Source organism: Sporosarcina saromensis (assembly GCF_054901285.1).
The window spans coordinates 881,671-893,662 of the sequence record NZ_CM142738.1; the positions used below are offsets into that span (position 1 = coordinate 881,671).

General features: G+C 41.9%; 14 protein-coding genes. 11 read left to right on the top strand and 3 right to left on the bottom strand.

Features of this window, described 5'->3' with window-relative positions; translation table 11 throughout:
- Positions 1–29: 29 nt before the first annotated feature.
- From ACVHUV_RS04255 to ACVHUV_RS04275, 5 genes are all read left to right on the top strand, one after another.
- On the top strand, positions 30–947 hold the full coding sequence (locus ACVHUV_RS04255) for an ABC transporter ATP-binding protein (RefSeq protein WP_462086231.1): 918 nt from the start codon (positions 30–32) through the stop codon (positions 945–947).
- Entirely contained in the window at positions 916–1,905 is a 990-nt protein-coding gene (locus tag ACVHUV_RS04260; protein ID WP_462086232.1) for a DUF2705 family protein, read from the top strand. The genes ACVHUV_RS04255 and ACVHUV_RS04260 overlap by 32 nt, the downstream gene beginning before the upstream one ends.
- A gap of 377 nt (positions 1,906–2,282) precedes the next feature.
- Positions 2,283–3,521 (top strand): helix-turn-helix domain-containing protein, encoded by a 1,239-nt coding sequence (locus tag ACVHUV_RS04265; protein ID WP_462086233.1) that lies wholly within the window; start codon positions 2,283–2,285, stop codon positions 3,519–3,521.
- The gene (locus ACVHUV_RS04270; protein WP_317943447.1) at positions 3,518–3,676 is read left to right on the top strand and encodes a hypothetical protein; all 159 of its coding nucleotides are present in this window, start codon (positions 3,518–3,520) and stop codon (positions 3,674–3,676) included. Before ACVHUV_RS04265 ends, ACVHUV_RS04270 begins: the two co-directional genes overlap by 4 nt.
- A gap of 617 nt (positions 3,677–4,293) precedes the next feature.
- On the top strand, positions 4,294–6,207 hold the full coding sequence (locus ACVHUV_RS04275) for a DUF2207 domain-containing protein (RefSeq protein WP_462086234.1): 1,914 nt from the start codon (positions 4,294–4,296) through the stop codon (positions 6,205–6,207).
- A gap of 68 nt (positions 6,208–6,275) precedes the next feature.
- On the opposite strand, the gene mscL is transcribed toward ACVHUV_RS04275, so the two are convergent.
- Positions 6,276–6,659, bottom strand: coding sequence for a large conductance mechanosensitive channel protein MscL (gene mscL / locus ACVHUV_RS04280; protein ID WP_317943450.1), 384 nt, complete (start codon positions 6,657–6,659; stop codon positions 6,276–6,278).
- Between the two features lie 92 nt (positions 6,660–6,751).
- Here mscL and ACVHUV_RS04285 point away from each other — a divergent pair, with 92 nt between their 5' ends.
- Positions 6,752–6,973 (top strand): transcriptional regulator, encoded by a 222-nt coding sequence (locus ACVHUV_RS04285; RefSeq protein WP_462086235.1) that lies wholly within the window; start codon positions 6,752–6,754, stop codon positions 6,971–6,973.
- A gap of 196 nt (positions 6,974–7,169) precedes the next feature.
- Here the strand turns inward: ACVHUV_RS04285 and ACVHUV_RS04290 are convergent, their stop codons facing one another.
- Positions 7,170–7,496 (bottom strand): MGMT family protein, encoded by a 327-nt coding sequence (locus tag ACVHUV_RS04290; RefSeq protein ID WP_462086236.1) that lies wholly within the window; start codon positions 7,494–7,496, stop codon positions 7,170–7,172.
- A gap of 84 nt (positions 7,497–7,580) precedes the next feature.
- Here ACVHUV_RS04290 and ACVHUV_RS04295 point away from each other — a divergent pair, with 84 nt between their 5' ends.
- Positions 7,581–8,126: a hypothetical protein gene (locus ACVHUV_RS04295; protein WP_462086237.1), complete on the top strand. Its 546-nt coding sequence runs from the start codon at positions 7,581–7,583 to the stop codon at positions 8,124–8,126.
- A gap of 49 nt (positions 8,127–8,175) precedes the next feature.
- On the opposite strand, the gene ACVHUV_RS04300 is transcribed toward ACVHUV_RS04295, so the two are convergent.
- Positions 8,176–8,832, bottom strand: a complete 657-nt coding sequence (locus ACVHUV_RS04300) for a phosphatase PAP2 family protein (protein ID WP_462086238.1) — start codon at positions 8,830–8,832, stop codon at positions 8,176–8,178.
- Between the two features lie 381 nt (positions 8,833–9,213).
- Here ACVHUV_RS04300 and ACVHUV_RS04305 point away from each other — a divergent pair, with 381 nt between their 5' ends.
- The 4 genes from ACVHUV_RS04305 to desA all read left to right on the top strand — a co-directional run bounded on the left by ACVHUV_RS04305 (position 9,214) and on the right by desA (position 11,937).
- Positions 9,214–9,768, top strand: coding sequence for a glycerol-3-phosphate acyltransferase (locus tag ACVHUV_RS04305; protein ID WP_462086239.1), 555 nt, complete (start codon positions 9,214–9,216; stop codon positions 9,766–9,768).
- A gap of 111 nt (positions 9,769–9,879) precedes the next feature.
- The gene (gene ytxJ / locus ACVHUV_RS04310) at positions 9,880–10,206 is read left to right on the top strand and encodes a bacillithiol system redox-active protein YtxJ (RefSeq protein WP_462086240.1); all 327 of its coding nucleotides are present in this window, start codon (positions 9,880–9,882) and stop codon (positions 10,204–10,206) included.
- Between the two features lie 37 nt (positions 10,207–10,243).
- A complete protein-coding gene (locus tag ACVHUV_RS04315) occupies positions 10,244–10,444 on the top strand; it encodes a hypothetical protein (RefSeq protein WP_317943463.1) in 201 nt (66 codons plus the stop codon).
- 440 nt (positions 10,445–10,884) lie between these two features.
- Positions 10,885–11,937, top strand: a complete 1,053-nt coding sequence (desA, locus tag ACVHUV_RS04320) for a Delta(5) desaturase DesA (protein WP_371390335.1) — start codon at positions 10,885–10,887, stop codon at positions 11,935–11,937.
- Positions 11,938–11,992 lie beyond the last annotated feature (55 nt).

An 11,992-nucleotide genomic window follows, 5' to 3' on the forward strand; every position in this document is an offset into this window, starting at 1 on the left:
CTATTGGAAATAACAAAGGAGTTGGGAGAATGAAACCCGTTGTAGAACTGAAGAATCTATCGAAAACGATAGGGAAGAAGAAGATTATCGATGACTTGAATTTAGCCATTTACCCTGGAACAATTACCGGTTTTCTTGGACCAAATGGTGCCGGGAAGACAACGACGATTCGGATGATGGTTGGCCTCATGAAGAAAAGTGCGGGGGATGTTGTCATAGATGGTGTATCGCTTCGTGATAATTTTGAAGGGGGCCTTTCACAAGTTGGCGTTATCGTTGAAAATCCTGAAATGTATAAGTTCATGTCGGGGTATAAAAACTTGGTCCATTTCGCGCGTATGCATAAAGGTGTAACAAAAGAACGGATTAACGAAGTGGTAAAGCAAGTCGGCATGCAAAACCGAATTCATGAAAAAGTAAGTACGTACTCCCTTGGAATGCGCCAACGGCTAGGACTTGCGCAAGCATTACTACACCGACCGAAATTCTTGATTTTGGATGAACCAACAAATGGTTTGGATCCTGCAGGCATCCGTGAATTCCGTCAATACTTGCGAAAGATTGCTGAAACTGAAGGGGTCGCTGTTTTTGTATCAAGTCACATGCTTTCAGAAATTGAGCTGATGTGTGATCGGATTGCGGTCATTCAGAATGGTAAACTGATTGATATTCGTGACATGTCCGAGACGAAAGAGTCGTTTTACTATATGGAAGCAACACCGATTAACCAGGCAAAACAGTTGCTTGAACAGGAAGGATTTGCGGTGGAAGGCTTCAAGGATGGCTTACTTGTCAACGCGGAACAAAGCCAAATACCAGGACTTATGGAGCGTTTCATTGCCCAAGGCTTGCAAGTGTTTGCCGTGCAGCCTCACCGAAAAACATTGGAAGATGAATTCCTAGAAATGACAGGAGGTGGCCAAATTGCTGAAACTTATGCAAAATGAGTGGATGAAATTATGGAATAAAAAAGGTACATGGGTCATGATCGGTATTATGCTTCTTTTAACAGGGGCGATGATGGGGGTAATGAAGTTCATTGACACCCAGCAAAGTACGTTTACAGAAGTAGAGAAAAATCCTTCTGCTGAAGTAAGTAATGCACCAAGCTGGAAAGGGCCGATGAATGATGAATTAGCCTACTTGGAAATGCAATTGGCGGATGACACTTTGTCTAAGGCTGAACGAAGAGAATTGGAAGCAGACGCAAAAGTATTGGAGTACCGCTTGGACAATGACATCGAACCCGTCGATTCTTTTAGCAAAGAAGGAATGCTCATGGATCCTTCAGGGATAGGCGGCACCGTTCTATTATTGACTGTCATCGTTGCTGCAGGCATCGTGGCGTCCGAGTTTTCGCAAGGGACCATTAAAATGCTGCTAACACGCCCTGTGAAACGATGGAAAATCCTTACCTCTAAATTTCTTACAGTGAACTTATTCGGCATGTTTTTGATGGTGATAGGCTACATCTTCTACATCTTGTTGGCAATGATTTTATTTAAATCAGGAACGGGACAGGAACTGAGCTGGAATGGTAAAGAAGTCGTAGAAGTGTCCGTTTGGGCGAAGAGTCTCTACATGTTGCTCTTATCTTTCGGATCCGTTTTCGTTATTGCAACGTTTGCATTCACAATCGGTTCTGTTTTCCGCTCCAGCTCGCTTGCGATCGGTTTGTCTTTGTTTATCTATTTCTCAGGAGCGATGGTCACGGCATTGCTTGCAAGATATGAAATTGCAAAGTACTTACTATTTACGCATATGGATTTGACACAATTTGAAACGGGTGTGAAACTCATCGAAGATGTGACGATGCCGTTCTCACTCGCAGTCCTTGCTGTTTATATGATCGTCTTTTTAGTGATCAGCTATTCGACTTTTGTGAAACGAGATGTCACGGCTTAATGGACCTACAGAGTAAGTCAGTTAGTAAATTTTCGAATGTAAGTTGAACACCTTGTTGGACTAAGATTGTCAGCATGCAAGTACGTTGAAGCGAATTGCGTTTTTCATCAACACCGACCAATCATACGGTCGGTGTTTTTATAGGTCTTTTAACTTATGTAGTAAAATAATTAGAGTCTTTCGGGAAATCAATTTTCCCAATATCATCTAGTTGAAATGTCTGTTATAGTAAAGGAGGTAGCGCTACTAAAAGCGCAACCTCCCTAAAATCCCGAATCGAGAAAACAGTCCTCTACTCCCCTGGGACTGTTTTCTCATGTAATTGAGTTGTAAACATGATAGTGTTTGAATAATTAGATAGTTAAGGGGCGATGCGGATGTATGTTGGGTCAATCGTGAAGTATTTCCGAATGAAAAATAATATGACGCAAGGTGAATTAGCTGAGGGGATTTGTTCTGTATCCCATTTAAGTAAGATCGAGTCCAATAAGTATGAACCGCATACGGAGACGATGAACGAGCTTTTCAAACGGATGAACGTTGAGTGGGCAAAGGAAGTTCAGACGTATACGCTATGGAAAGAGAAGTTGGAGAACTTTATTCGGCATTCAATTTACTACAATTGGAAAGCGATGGAGAACCTCTATGAAGAGTTAATTGGCAATGAAGAATACTTACAGTCGACGGACCTGCTCAACCGTTATGAATTGTATACGTTACGTTACAATTTGTACAAGCGTGATATGCCAAAGGCCACTCAGCAAATGACGGTCTTAAGTAAGTTGGAAGCAACATTTGATGATTACGAAAAGGGGATATCTAAAGTCCTTTATTTCATGTACGACATCTTTTCGCAAAAATACGAGCAAGCTGAACGAAGACTCCAGCAAATTGAAGCGTATCGTGAGCGAATCCCGTTCCTGTTTGAAGGTGAGTTATATTATCAAAAAGCGTATCTCTTACATACGCGCGCTCAATACGGTCGTTCTTCCTATTTTGCAGAACTCGCCGTGGAGCATTTCCAAAAAGACTGCAACTACATCCGATTGCTGCATGCTCAATTACTACTAGCAATCACCTACACAAATCGTGACTTGATTCTCCAGGCGGAGGAACTGTTTAAAATTGTGCTGCGCAATTCAAAGATGATGGAACTAGACGAATTGTATCAAGGTGCCTTATACAATTACTCGGAACTACAAAATCGTAGAGGCTTGCACGAGTCGGCATTTGAGTTGTTAATGGAATTGCGCGCGCTTATCGTGCAAGGAACGGATTATTATCAAGCGATCTTAATTCATTTATTGCACACGGCAGTGGAAGAAGATATTGATACTGAAGAGTTGTTAAAGGAATTGGAAGTGATTGCAGCTAGGAAAAACGATGCATATCTTTCCATATTAACTACCTACTTTAGAAAGGCTCAAATTTCCCAACAAGAGCTTTTTGACTATTGTGAAGAAATAGCATTCCCTTTTCTCTCAAAACATGGTTATATAAAGGAAGCAAGAAGCACAGCCTGGAAGTTGGCAAACTATTACCGTTCCATTGGGGATGAAGAGAAAATGGAGAAATATAGTTTGTACTATTATGTCAAAGGAGACGAAGAAACTTGAAAAAGACAGTATCGGTCCTATTATTGACAGCTTTGTTTGCATCATTTGCTGGAGCAGGAAGTGCCATGGCGTTAGAACCTAATGACGCAATGGAGACATTCGCAAAAGGCAGAGACAATTTCGCACCACCGACCATATTACCCCCTCAAACTTAATTTATAAAACAAGGTGTCCCATTGCCGTTTCTGGTCGTGGGACACCTTTATTTTTGTGGATTAAAAAAGCACCTCAACAATCACTTATGATTGTTGAATGTGCTAACAAGACCAAATGTTGTGCCGACAAGGATAAATGCAAACAATGCGTACATGATGTAAATGAACCACATGAAAACTTCACTCCTTTAATCGATAATCCTACCTCCTATTGTAGCATTAGTTGTCCCTGGTGGCAACGAGAGACACCAAGCTGACACAGATCGGTGTTGAATAATTGCTAGTTGGTGAAGTGCTTGCTGCGCGACAGGTTCAAATTTGGAACGACACTTTCCGCCGCGGGATCGGGCGTGTTCTCAGCGGATTCAGAGTCGCGCCAAATGCTTTTGACAAACTATCTGTTTTCATTCGTGGTTCAAAGGTCACGAAATGGCGATAACTTTGTGAATTCGATCGATAACTTTGCTTATATGATTGATAACTCCCCGTATACAATCGAATAAGATGTGAACTTGATCGATACCATTCAAATCCAATCAATAAAACAATTCATCCCTGAAAAACGAAACCATCTGCAGACATTCTGCGTATGTTCTTACAACGAGGGAGGCTGTGAAATGAAGAGACTAACATGTTTTCTTATGATTTTGCTGTTTATCGTCCCGATGAATGTCTCGGCCAAGTCTTTTACGGTAGATTGTGTACAAATTAAAGGCTGGGTGCAACCAAATGGGGATGTACTTGTAAATGAAATCTTTACTTATACGTTGGACGGGGAGTATAAAAATTTTACACGTTCATTCCCAGAAAAACACCTAAACCAAATAATTGATTTTGAAGCATACACAATCACTCGACCCGATCCGATTGTTGGAGAACTGAACAATAAGGATTTAACGCGTGCATCGAGCAAACGAGTAAATGAAACATATAAAATCACGCATACTGGCGGGAGTGGAACGGTCTCTGTACTCTACACGTACACGATGAAAAACGCCGTCATCTCATACGATACATATAGCGATATGGCGATCACATACTTTGAAAGCGGACCAAATCACGACACAGATTTGCACAATGTAACGATATCGTACGTGCTGCCTGGTGACGCGGGAGTTAACAACATCCATGGATTTATGCACGATCGAAAAGGTCAAAAGCCTGCTGTTTATCGCGACGGGATCATCTTTACAACGCCCATTTCGTCCGCAAGTACAGAGACAAGTACCCGTTTACTATTCCCGTCGACTTTAATGACCGAACAGCCAAAAATAGCAGCACCGCTATCACTTTCAGAAGTAGTAGAAAACGAAACGGCGACTATTGAAAAGATGTTATCCAAGCTAGCCGTAATCCCTGTACTGCCAAAAATCGTCGATAATGGAAGTATAGTAATGCTTGTGCTCATCGGTTTGCTTGTCCTATACAAGCAACGCATCTTTTCTTTTTTTGGAAACACTCATCTCATTTTACAAACAGATCCCATCTATTTAATGCATGTTGATCAGAGTGGGAAGTTCAATCGTAAAAGTTTTCTCGCTGGCCTATTTGCGCTCGTTGAGAGAGGCATTCTTGATGTTGAAATGTCGGAATCTGCCTCGCGCTTCAAAGACAGTGAAGGCGCGCCTGACAAAACGCTTGTCTTCCGGCAAGCAAAGAATGTGAACAAAAAAATACTTCCACATGAGCAATATTTACTCACTTGGTTGTTCAAAGGGAGAGCAGGTCATCGAAAATTTCATTTACATGACATTGCGGGGTCTGCAAAGAAAGCTGATCGGAACAATCGAAATGATGTACGAAAGCAAATTCGGTTTCAAGAAAATCACAAAATCTGGCATGAAGATACGCTTCAACTCATGAAAGAGGCTGGGGCACTTTCAACGAATCTGCCAAAAGCGCTCAAAGTGCTCATTTTTGTTGGTTTAATGGGTGTAACGAGTTTCGCGTATTATGTAGATCTTGCTGGGTTCTGGGGTATTTCATTTCCGATCATTGTGGCCGTTATTTGCTATATGCTATATCAATCCAACCCGAAAAAGAAGTGGCCATCCATTGTGTTTTTCATCGGTATGTTTGCTGTTGGCGCGCAAATCGTAAATCCTGAGTTGCAACTAGCCATACTAAACATGGTCGTTGTAAGTGCGGTGTTCTTTTTTCTTCTCCCGATTGCTCTTCCGAGTTCAATCACTGCAATTTATACAAAAATGAGTATTAATAAATTCAGGATGAAAAAGAAAGGGTTGATTTCTGAGTTGTCGCCAGATGAATATGACAGCTGGATAACCCGTACGTATTTATTGAATAGATCCAAGAAAAGACTCCCAAAACTAAAGAATGATCTACCGGCAGCTGCTCCGCTAGCACCGCTTTTCACCTTAGCAGTAGATCCCCTCTACTACACATACTCGACATGGGGACAGTTAAAATCGATAAGTAGTAGTTCCACAACGAAAGGTAGCTCGTATGATGGAGGCGGTGGATATAGTGGTGGAGGAGATGGCGGCGGGGGAGGAGCCGGGGCTGAATAATGTATACACCGATATTAAAACCGCAAGCACCCAGCTAAAAATGGATGCTTGCGGTTTATAGTAATGTGTTAGATTCCGTTCTTTTCCTTTAATAAATCTCGAATTTCCTTTAGCAGTTCCTCTTTTGCGTCGATTGCAGGTGTTTCGTTCTTTGTCGGTTCTTTTTTGCGTTTGAATTTCATAAGTATACGGACGAACAGGAAGATGGAGAACGCAATAATTAAAAAGTCAATGATGGATTGCAAAAATAGACCGTATGTAAAATTTGCGTTGCCAATCTCTACGTGTAACTTCGAAATATCAATTTTTCCTGTCAGCATGCCGATGAACGGTGTAATGATATTTTCAACGAGCGAAGAAACAATTTTTCCGAATGCAGCACCGATGACGACTGCTACCGCTAGATCAATAACATTTCCTTTAAAAGCGAATTCCTTAAAATCTTTCCACATCATACATCTTTCCTTTCGAGTACAAATTGAGTTGTATTTTATTATGTGTTTGCATATAATGAGAACAAATGTTCTTTGTGGGAGGCGTTTGTATGAGGAACCAAGTGTTGAAAATGTATGAGCGTCGTGAAGTAGCTGAAATGATTTATATGTGTGCGGATGGAACATTGACGAAAAGACGACTTAAAATTCTATCGGTCCATCGCGATTCATTTATTGCGTATTGCTACTTACGTAGAGCAAAACGAACATTCAAAGTGGAACGTGTTTTGTCCCTATGGCGCGTCCGACACTATGAATCTGAAGCGATCTGATCAGTCGCGATTAAACAAAAAACGCAAGCAAAGAGCATGATTGGCTACATTAAAATGAATCCTTCTTAAGGGGTTAACCACGAATTTCTGTATATCCCCACACACAGCGAGAGTTTAGCAATTAAACACCTACTCACGCATTACTTTAAAATCCTCTATCCACACTACGAAGCACTATGAATCCCAAAATAAATCCTCAGTTATATTCCTCTTCCGGAAACCATCGATAGCAGTGCAAATCAATTTTTCCGTTGTCTGCAAAAACGATGCCTTCCGCTTCTAGTAAATCACGTTGCCTATTTCCTTTATCCGCCCGGTCGGAAGGTGTAGAAATTCCGCCTTGTGCATTAATGATGCGGTGCCATGGCAAGTTATGTTTCGCGCTCATGGAATGAAGCACACGAACGACTTGCCTTGCGCCTCGTGGGTTGCCAGCAGCTCGCGCGACTTGTCCGTATGTCATGACGTGTCCTGCGGGAATTTCTGAAATAATTTGGACAACTCGTTCTGTGAACGGAACCATTTTATCCTCCTTCTATTGAAACTATTGTGCTAGTTGTATCGTACATTATATAAATCGAAAATTGAAACGAGAGGGGTTGATGACATGCCAAAGCTTTTAGAGAAACAGACTACAATTGGTTATCTGATTAAAATTGCTGGTATTGTTGTGATGGTATGGGGCTTTATTGTCGCAATGTTTTTCCTCGGTGGGGCGGCGCAATTAGGCGGGCAGTTTGTAGATGAATGGGGAGAAATTCAGTATTCAAGCTATCTTGCAGGTGGAGCTTTCTTCGGATTTATTAGTATTCTGGCGAGACATGCGCTGTACGGCATTCTGATCATCGGATTTGGTGAAGTGATTGACTTTTTGCAACGCATTTATTTCCGGTTACATCCCGAAGTTGAGCAGCAATGGCAGAAGGAGAAAGAAGAAAAGGAAGTTGTTCGAAAGGAAGACGTACCGTTTTGGGTAGAAACGGAATTGAAAGGGTACTATGAAGAACAGAATCAAATGTATACATCGATTGAAAAGACAAGTGATGCTTATATATTTAAAGTGGTTGTCGATGATCGGGTGGAGTACGTCGAAGTTGGCAATTTCAAGCCGCGTGTATTGACGGAAGATGAAGCGGAAAAGTATACGGAGTAGGCATTAAACGGCTCCACTCGATTGAGGAGCCGTTGTTTAACCGTTTCGTTTATTGCCCAAATTTTCGTTGCCGGCGTCGTTGAATAAATCCATAAACGGCTGTCGCGACGATGACCCAAAATGCACTTGCCGCTATGCCGCCGACAATGTCACTTGGATAATGCACACCAAGGTAAATACGGCTCGTTCCGATCATTCCGAACATGAAAATGACGAACGTGACAAGGGCAACTTTACTAGTAGCTGTCTGAATGTGACGCCAAACAATGTATGCGCTCACTGCGTACAAACTGAATGCAAGCATCGTATGTCCGCTTGGAAAACTGAAACCTGTTATGTCAATTAATCGATTTGTATCGGGACGTGCCCGTTGAAACGCAAATTTTAAAGATTGGTTTAACAGCCCTGTTCCGGCCATGACGAAGAGGAAGAAAAAAGCTTGCGAACGGTTCCGCAATCCGAAAAACAAAATGGCAAATCCGATAAGAACAAGCAAAATTACGACTTTTGTTGACCCGATGAACGTGAAAGTTTTCATAATCGGAGTGAGCCAATCCGCTTCCCATCCTTGAACGACAGAAATTACGGTGTCGTCAAATTGTGTAATGAGGGTACTGTCAATGTTACTTGCAATAAAAGCAAACGTGCTGCCATAGAGTATACATAATAATAAAGCTAAAAGTAGGCGCGAAGGTAGTCCTTTCAATCCCATTCATCCTTTCTACTGCGCTTTATTGTACAAGAAATGGGTGGAGATTGCACTTCATACATAAGTGTGCGTGTTTTAAGAGAATTTATCTGGCAAGGTATGTCTCAAAAGAGTCATGGTACCTCATTATCAATTGAGTTCACAACGTATTCGATTGGATACGTGAAGTTATCGATTGGATAAGCGAAGTTATCAATCGAATTCACAAAGTTATCGCCATTTCAAGACCTTTGAACTAGTGAGAGAAGAGCAGCAGCATGTCGCACGACGAGAATGTTCCTGGAATTTCCCATATCTCAAGGAACGTTCTTTCATCTTGTCGCACGGAAAAAAGTAATGTCGAAATCTTTACCAGTAAATGTAGAAAGGGGAGCGTGAATGGATGTAGTGCTCGTCATACTGTGCGCCTATGCAGTTGGTAACTTTTTAACGGCATCTGTAGTAGGTAAGCTATTCTATGCAAGAAATATTCGGGTTGAGGGCAGTGGGAATCCTGGTGCACGCAATATGGGGAGGGTGCTTGGTAAGAAAGCGTTTGTGATTACGTTTCTCGGCGATGCAATGAAAGGTGTTGTCGCTGTGTTGCTTGCCAAGTCGCTAGGATTGTCTGAAAGCATGCAACTGATCAGTTTGTTGGCGGCTATGCTTGGACATATTTTTCCCATTGTGACTAAGTTTAAAGGAGGCGAAGGCATTTCGACGTTCATCGGCGGGATGCTAGCATTTAATCCATTTGCAGTGGGCCTTGTTGTCCTTGCTTTTCTCATCCTGCAACCGTTCTTGAAAACCTTTTCGGCAACGGGGTTTATGGCAATTTCCCTTACGCCGTTGTTTTTATTCTTGCTTACAAAGGATTGGGCACAAGTGGGCCTAGCTGCAGTGCTAGTTGCCTTGCTGTTATGTGTTAGAAATCGCCATGAAGCACCTGTGTAAATTGGAAGAAATGAGGATTATTCCTTGGGAAATAGGCAATGCGAGGTAAACGGTTGTGAAGCCGCTGTGCAGTTGTCTATAATGGATGGAAATGGGAGAGGAGCGATTAGAATGAAAGAAATACAATCTATCGAAGAATGGAAAGCTGTACATGAGCAATCAAAGTCGACACCCGTATTCGTCATTAAACATAGCTCGACATGCCCAATTAGTGCAGCTGGCTATCGAGTGTTCGAAGCATTTCGTACATCCATTCCAAAGTATGTCGTCATTGTTCAACGAAGCCGTCCCGTTTCCAATGAAATTGAACGTGATTTAGGGATTCGGCATGAGAGCCCACAACTCTTTCTGTTGAATGAGGGGCAGGTGACCTGGCACGGCAGTCATTATGAAATTAGTGAAATGACCATTCAAACCGCTGTAAATGCCATTCAATAATGCTTTTTGTGTTTCTTGATTGAAAGGGGATGGGATTTTGTATAACGAAATGTACAGTAGCTTTGGTTCTGCTATTATCAGTTTGTTCATTTGGTGGGGACTATTGCTCGTTTTTCAAAGAATTATCTATCGCGATCCGCAAAGAAACAGTTGGAAAAAAGATCTGTTGCTGACGTTTATTCAAAGTGTGGTAGTGTTGCTTTCCCTACCTCTTTTAGCTAGCTTTCTAGGGAAATGAAATGTTTCTGTAGTAAGAGAACGGCTTTCCAAAAAGATCCTCGAGCAGGGTCTTTTTTTGATGAAAAGAATCTTTGTAGAGAACGTAGCTGAAACTGCGGGAGTAATCAATTCAATTGCGAGTTACTGTCGCACAGAAATGCTTTTTGCAATACGTGCTCTGCTGGCAAGGCGGTAAAGTTGATGCGTCAAAGGTTCCGATGTGGCGATAACTTTGTCTATACGATTGATAACTTCAGCTATACAATCGATAACGCATGCTATCCAATCGAATAAATTGTGAACTCGATTGATAACTATCCCCAACACACCATCTTTGTGAAATACTTCACAATAAATGACAGATATCATATGCAAATTCATGACGTTCATCTATTCTGCTCGCCTCGAAAACGCTTTAGTATTGTAAACAAGGAAAAACTTCGAGGAGGCTGTAAAAAAATGAGCAAGGAAAAGACGAAGCAATTGCATAAGAATGTTGCACCTTTTGCCAAATCGGATTTGAAAAAGAGTGTTATTCAGTTAATTAATACGGTGCCGCCCATATTCATTTTGTGGTTTTTGGCGTATCAAAGTTTGTCTGTGTCTATTTGGTTAACAATTGGGATTGCAGTCATTGCAGCGGGGTTTGTTGTTCGGACGTTCATCATTTTCCACGACTGCACGCACGGTTCATTTTTCAAAAATAAAAAAGCCAATGATATTGTCGGGACAATTACAGGGATTTTAACGTTATTCCCGTATGAAAAGTGGAAACGGGAGCATGCCATTCACCATGCATCGAGTTCCAACCTGGATAAGCGCGGTGTCGGTGACATTTGGGTTATGACGATAGAAGAGTACGTGGAAGCGTCGAAATGGGAACGTTGGAAGTATCGTGCATATCGAAATCCACTTGTGATGTTTGGACTTGGACCGTTGTATTTAGTGCTTATTACCGGGCGCATTAACCGGAAAGATGCACGCTCGAAAGAACGTTACAATACGTATTTAACAAATGTCGCGCTTGTCGCACTTTATGCGTTGATGATCTGGCTTGTCGGCTGGCAGGCGTTTTTGATTGTGCAAGGTTCCATCATGTTTGTAGCGGCAGCGCTTGGTATTTGGTTATTCTATATTCAACATACATTCGAGGATTCGTATTTTGAAGAAGAATCGGAGTGGGATTATGTGAAAGCGGCTGTGGAAGGCAGTTCGTATTATAAATTGCCGAAAGTCCTTCAATGGGCGACGGGCAACATCGGCTTCCACCACGTCCATCATTTGGCGCCACGCGTTCCGAACTACAACTTGGAAATGGCGCATGAATCGACACCACCATTACACCAAGCAACAACGATTACGATTAAAACGAGCTTAGAGTCACTTCGTTACAAATTGTATGATCCTGCAAACAAGCGGTTCATTACATTTAAAGAAGTAAAAGAGGCCGTTAAACTGCCGACACCAAAAATTGATTTGAAACCGAAGCGTACGAGCTTTGACAGTAAATAAAACATTACAACCATCTCCGTTGTGGGGTGGTTGTTTCATTATTCGCGTTTTTGAT

Excerpts from the sequence above, each read along its gene's own strand:
- ytxJ (WP_462086240.1), top strand. The coding sequence starts at position 9,880 with ATGAAAGAAATACAATCTATCGAAGAATGGAAAGCTGTACATGAGCAA.
- ACVHUV_RS04305 (WP_462086239.1), top strand. The coding sequence starts at position 9,214 with ATGGATGTAGTGCTCGTCATACTGTGCGCCTATGCAGTTGGTAACTTT.
- ACVHUV_RS04290 (WP_462086236.1), bottom strand. The coding sequence starts at position 7,496 with ATGGTTCCGTTCACAGAACGAGTTGTCCAAATTATTTCAGAAATTCCC.
- mscL (WP_317943450.1), bottom strand. The coding sequence starts at position 6,659 with ATGTGGAAAGATTTTAAGGAATTCGCTTTTAAAGGAAATGTTATTGAT.
- ACVHUV_RS04275 (WP_462086234.1), top strand. The coding sequence starts at position 4,294 with ATGAAGAGACTAACATGTTTTCTTATGATTTTGCTGTTTATCGTCCCG.
- ACVHUV_RS04265 (WP_462086233.1), top strand. The coding sequence starts at position 2,283 with ATGTATGTTGGGTCAATCGTGAAGTATTTCCGAATGAAAAATAATATG.
- ACVHUV_RS04295 (WP_462086237.1), top strand. The coding sequence starts at position 7,581 with ATGCCAAAGCTTTTAGAGAAACAGACTACAATTGGTTATCTGATTAAA.
- ACVHUV_RS04285 (WP_462086235.1), top strand. The coding sequence starts at position 6,752 with ATGAGGAACCAAGTGTTGAAAATGTATGAGCGTCGTGAAGTAGCTGAA.
- ACVHUV_RS04255 (WP_462086231.1), top strand. The coding sequence starts at position 30 with ATGAAACCCGTTGTAGAACTGAAGAATCTATCGAAAACGATAGGGAAG.
- desA (WP_371390335.1), top strand. The coding sequence starts at position 10,885 with ATGAGCAAGGAAAAGACGAAGCAATTGCATAAGAATGTTGCACCTTTT.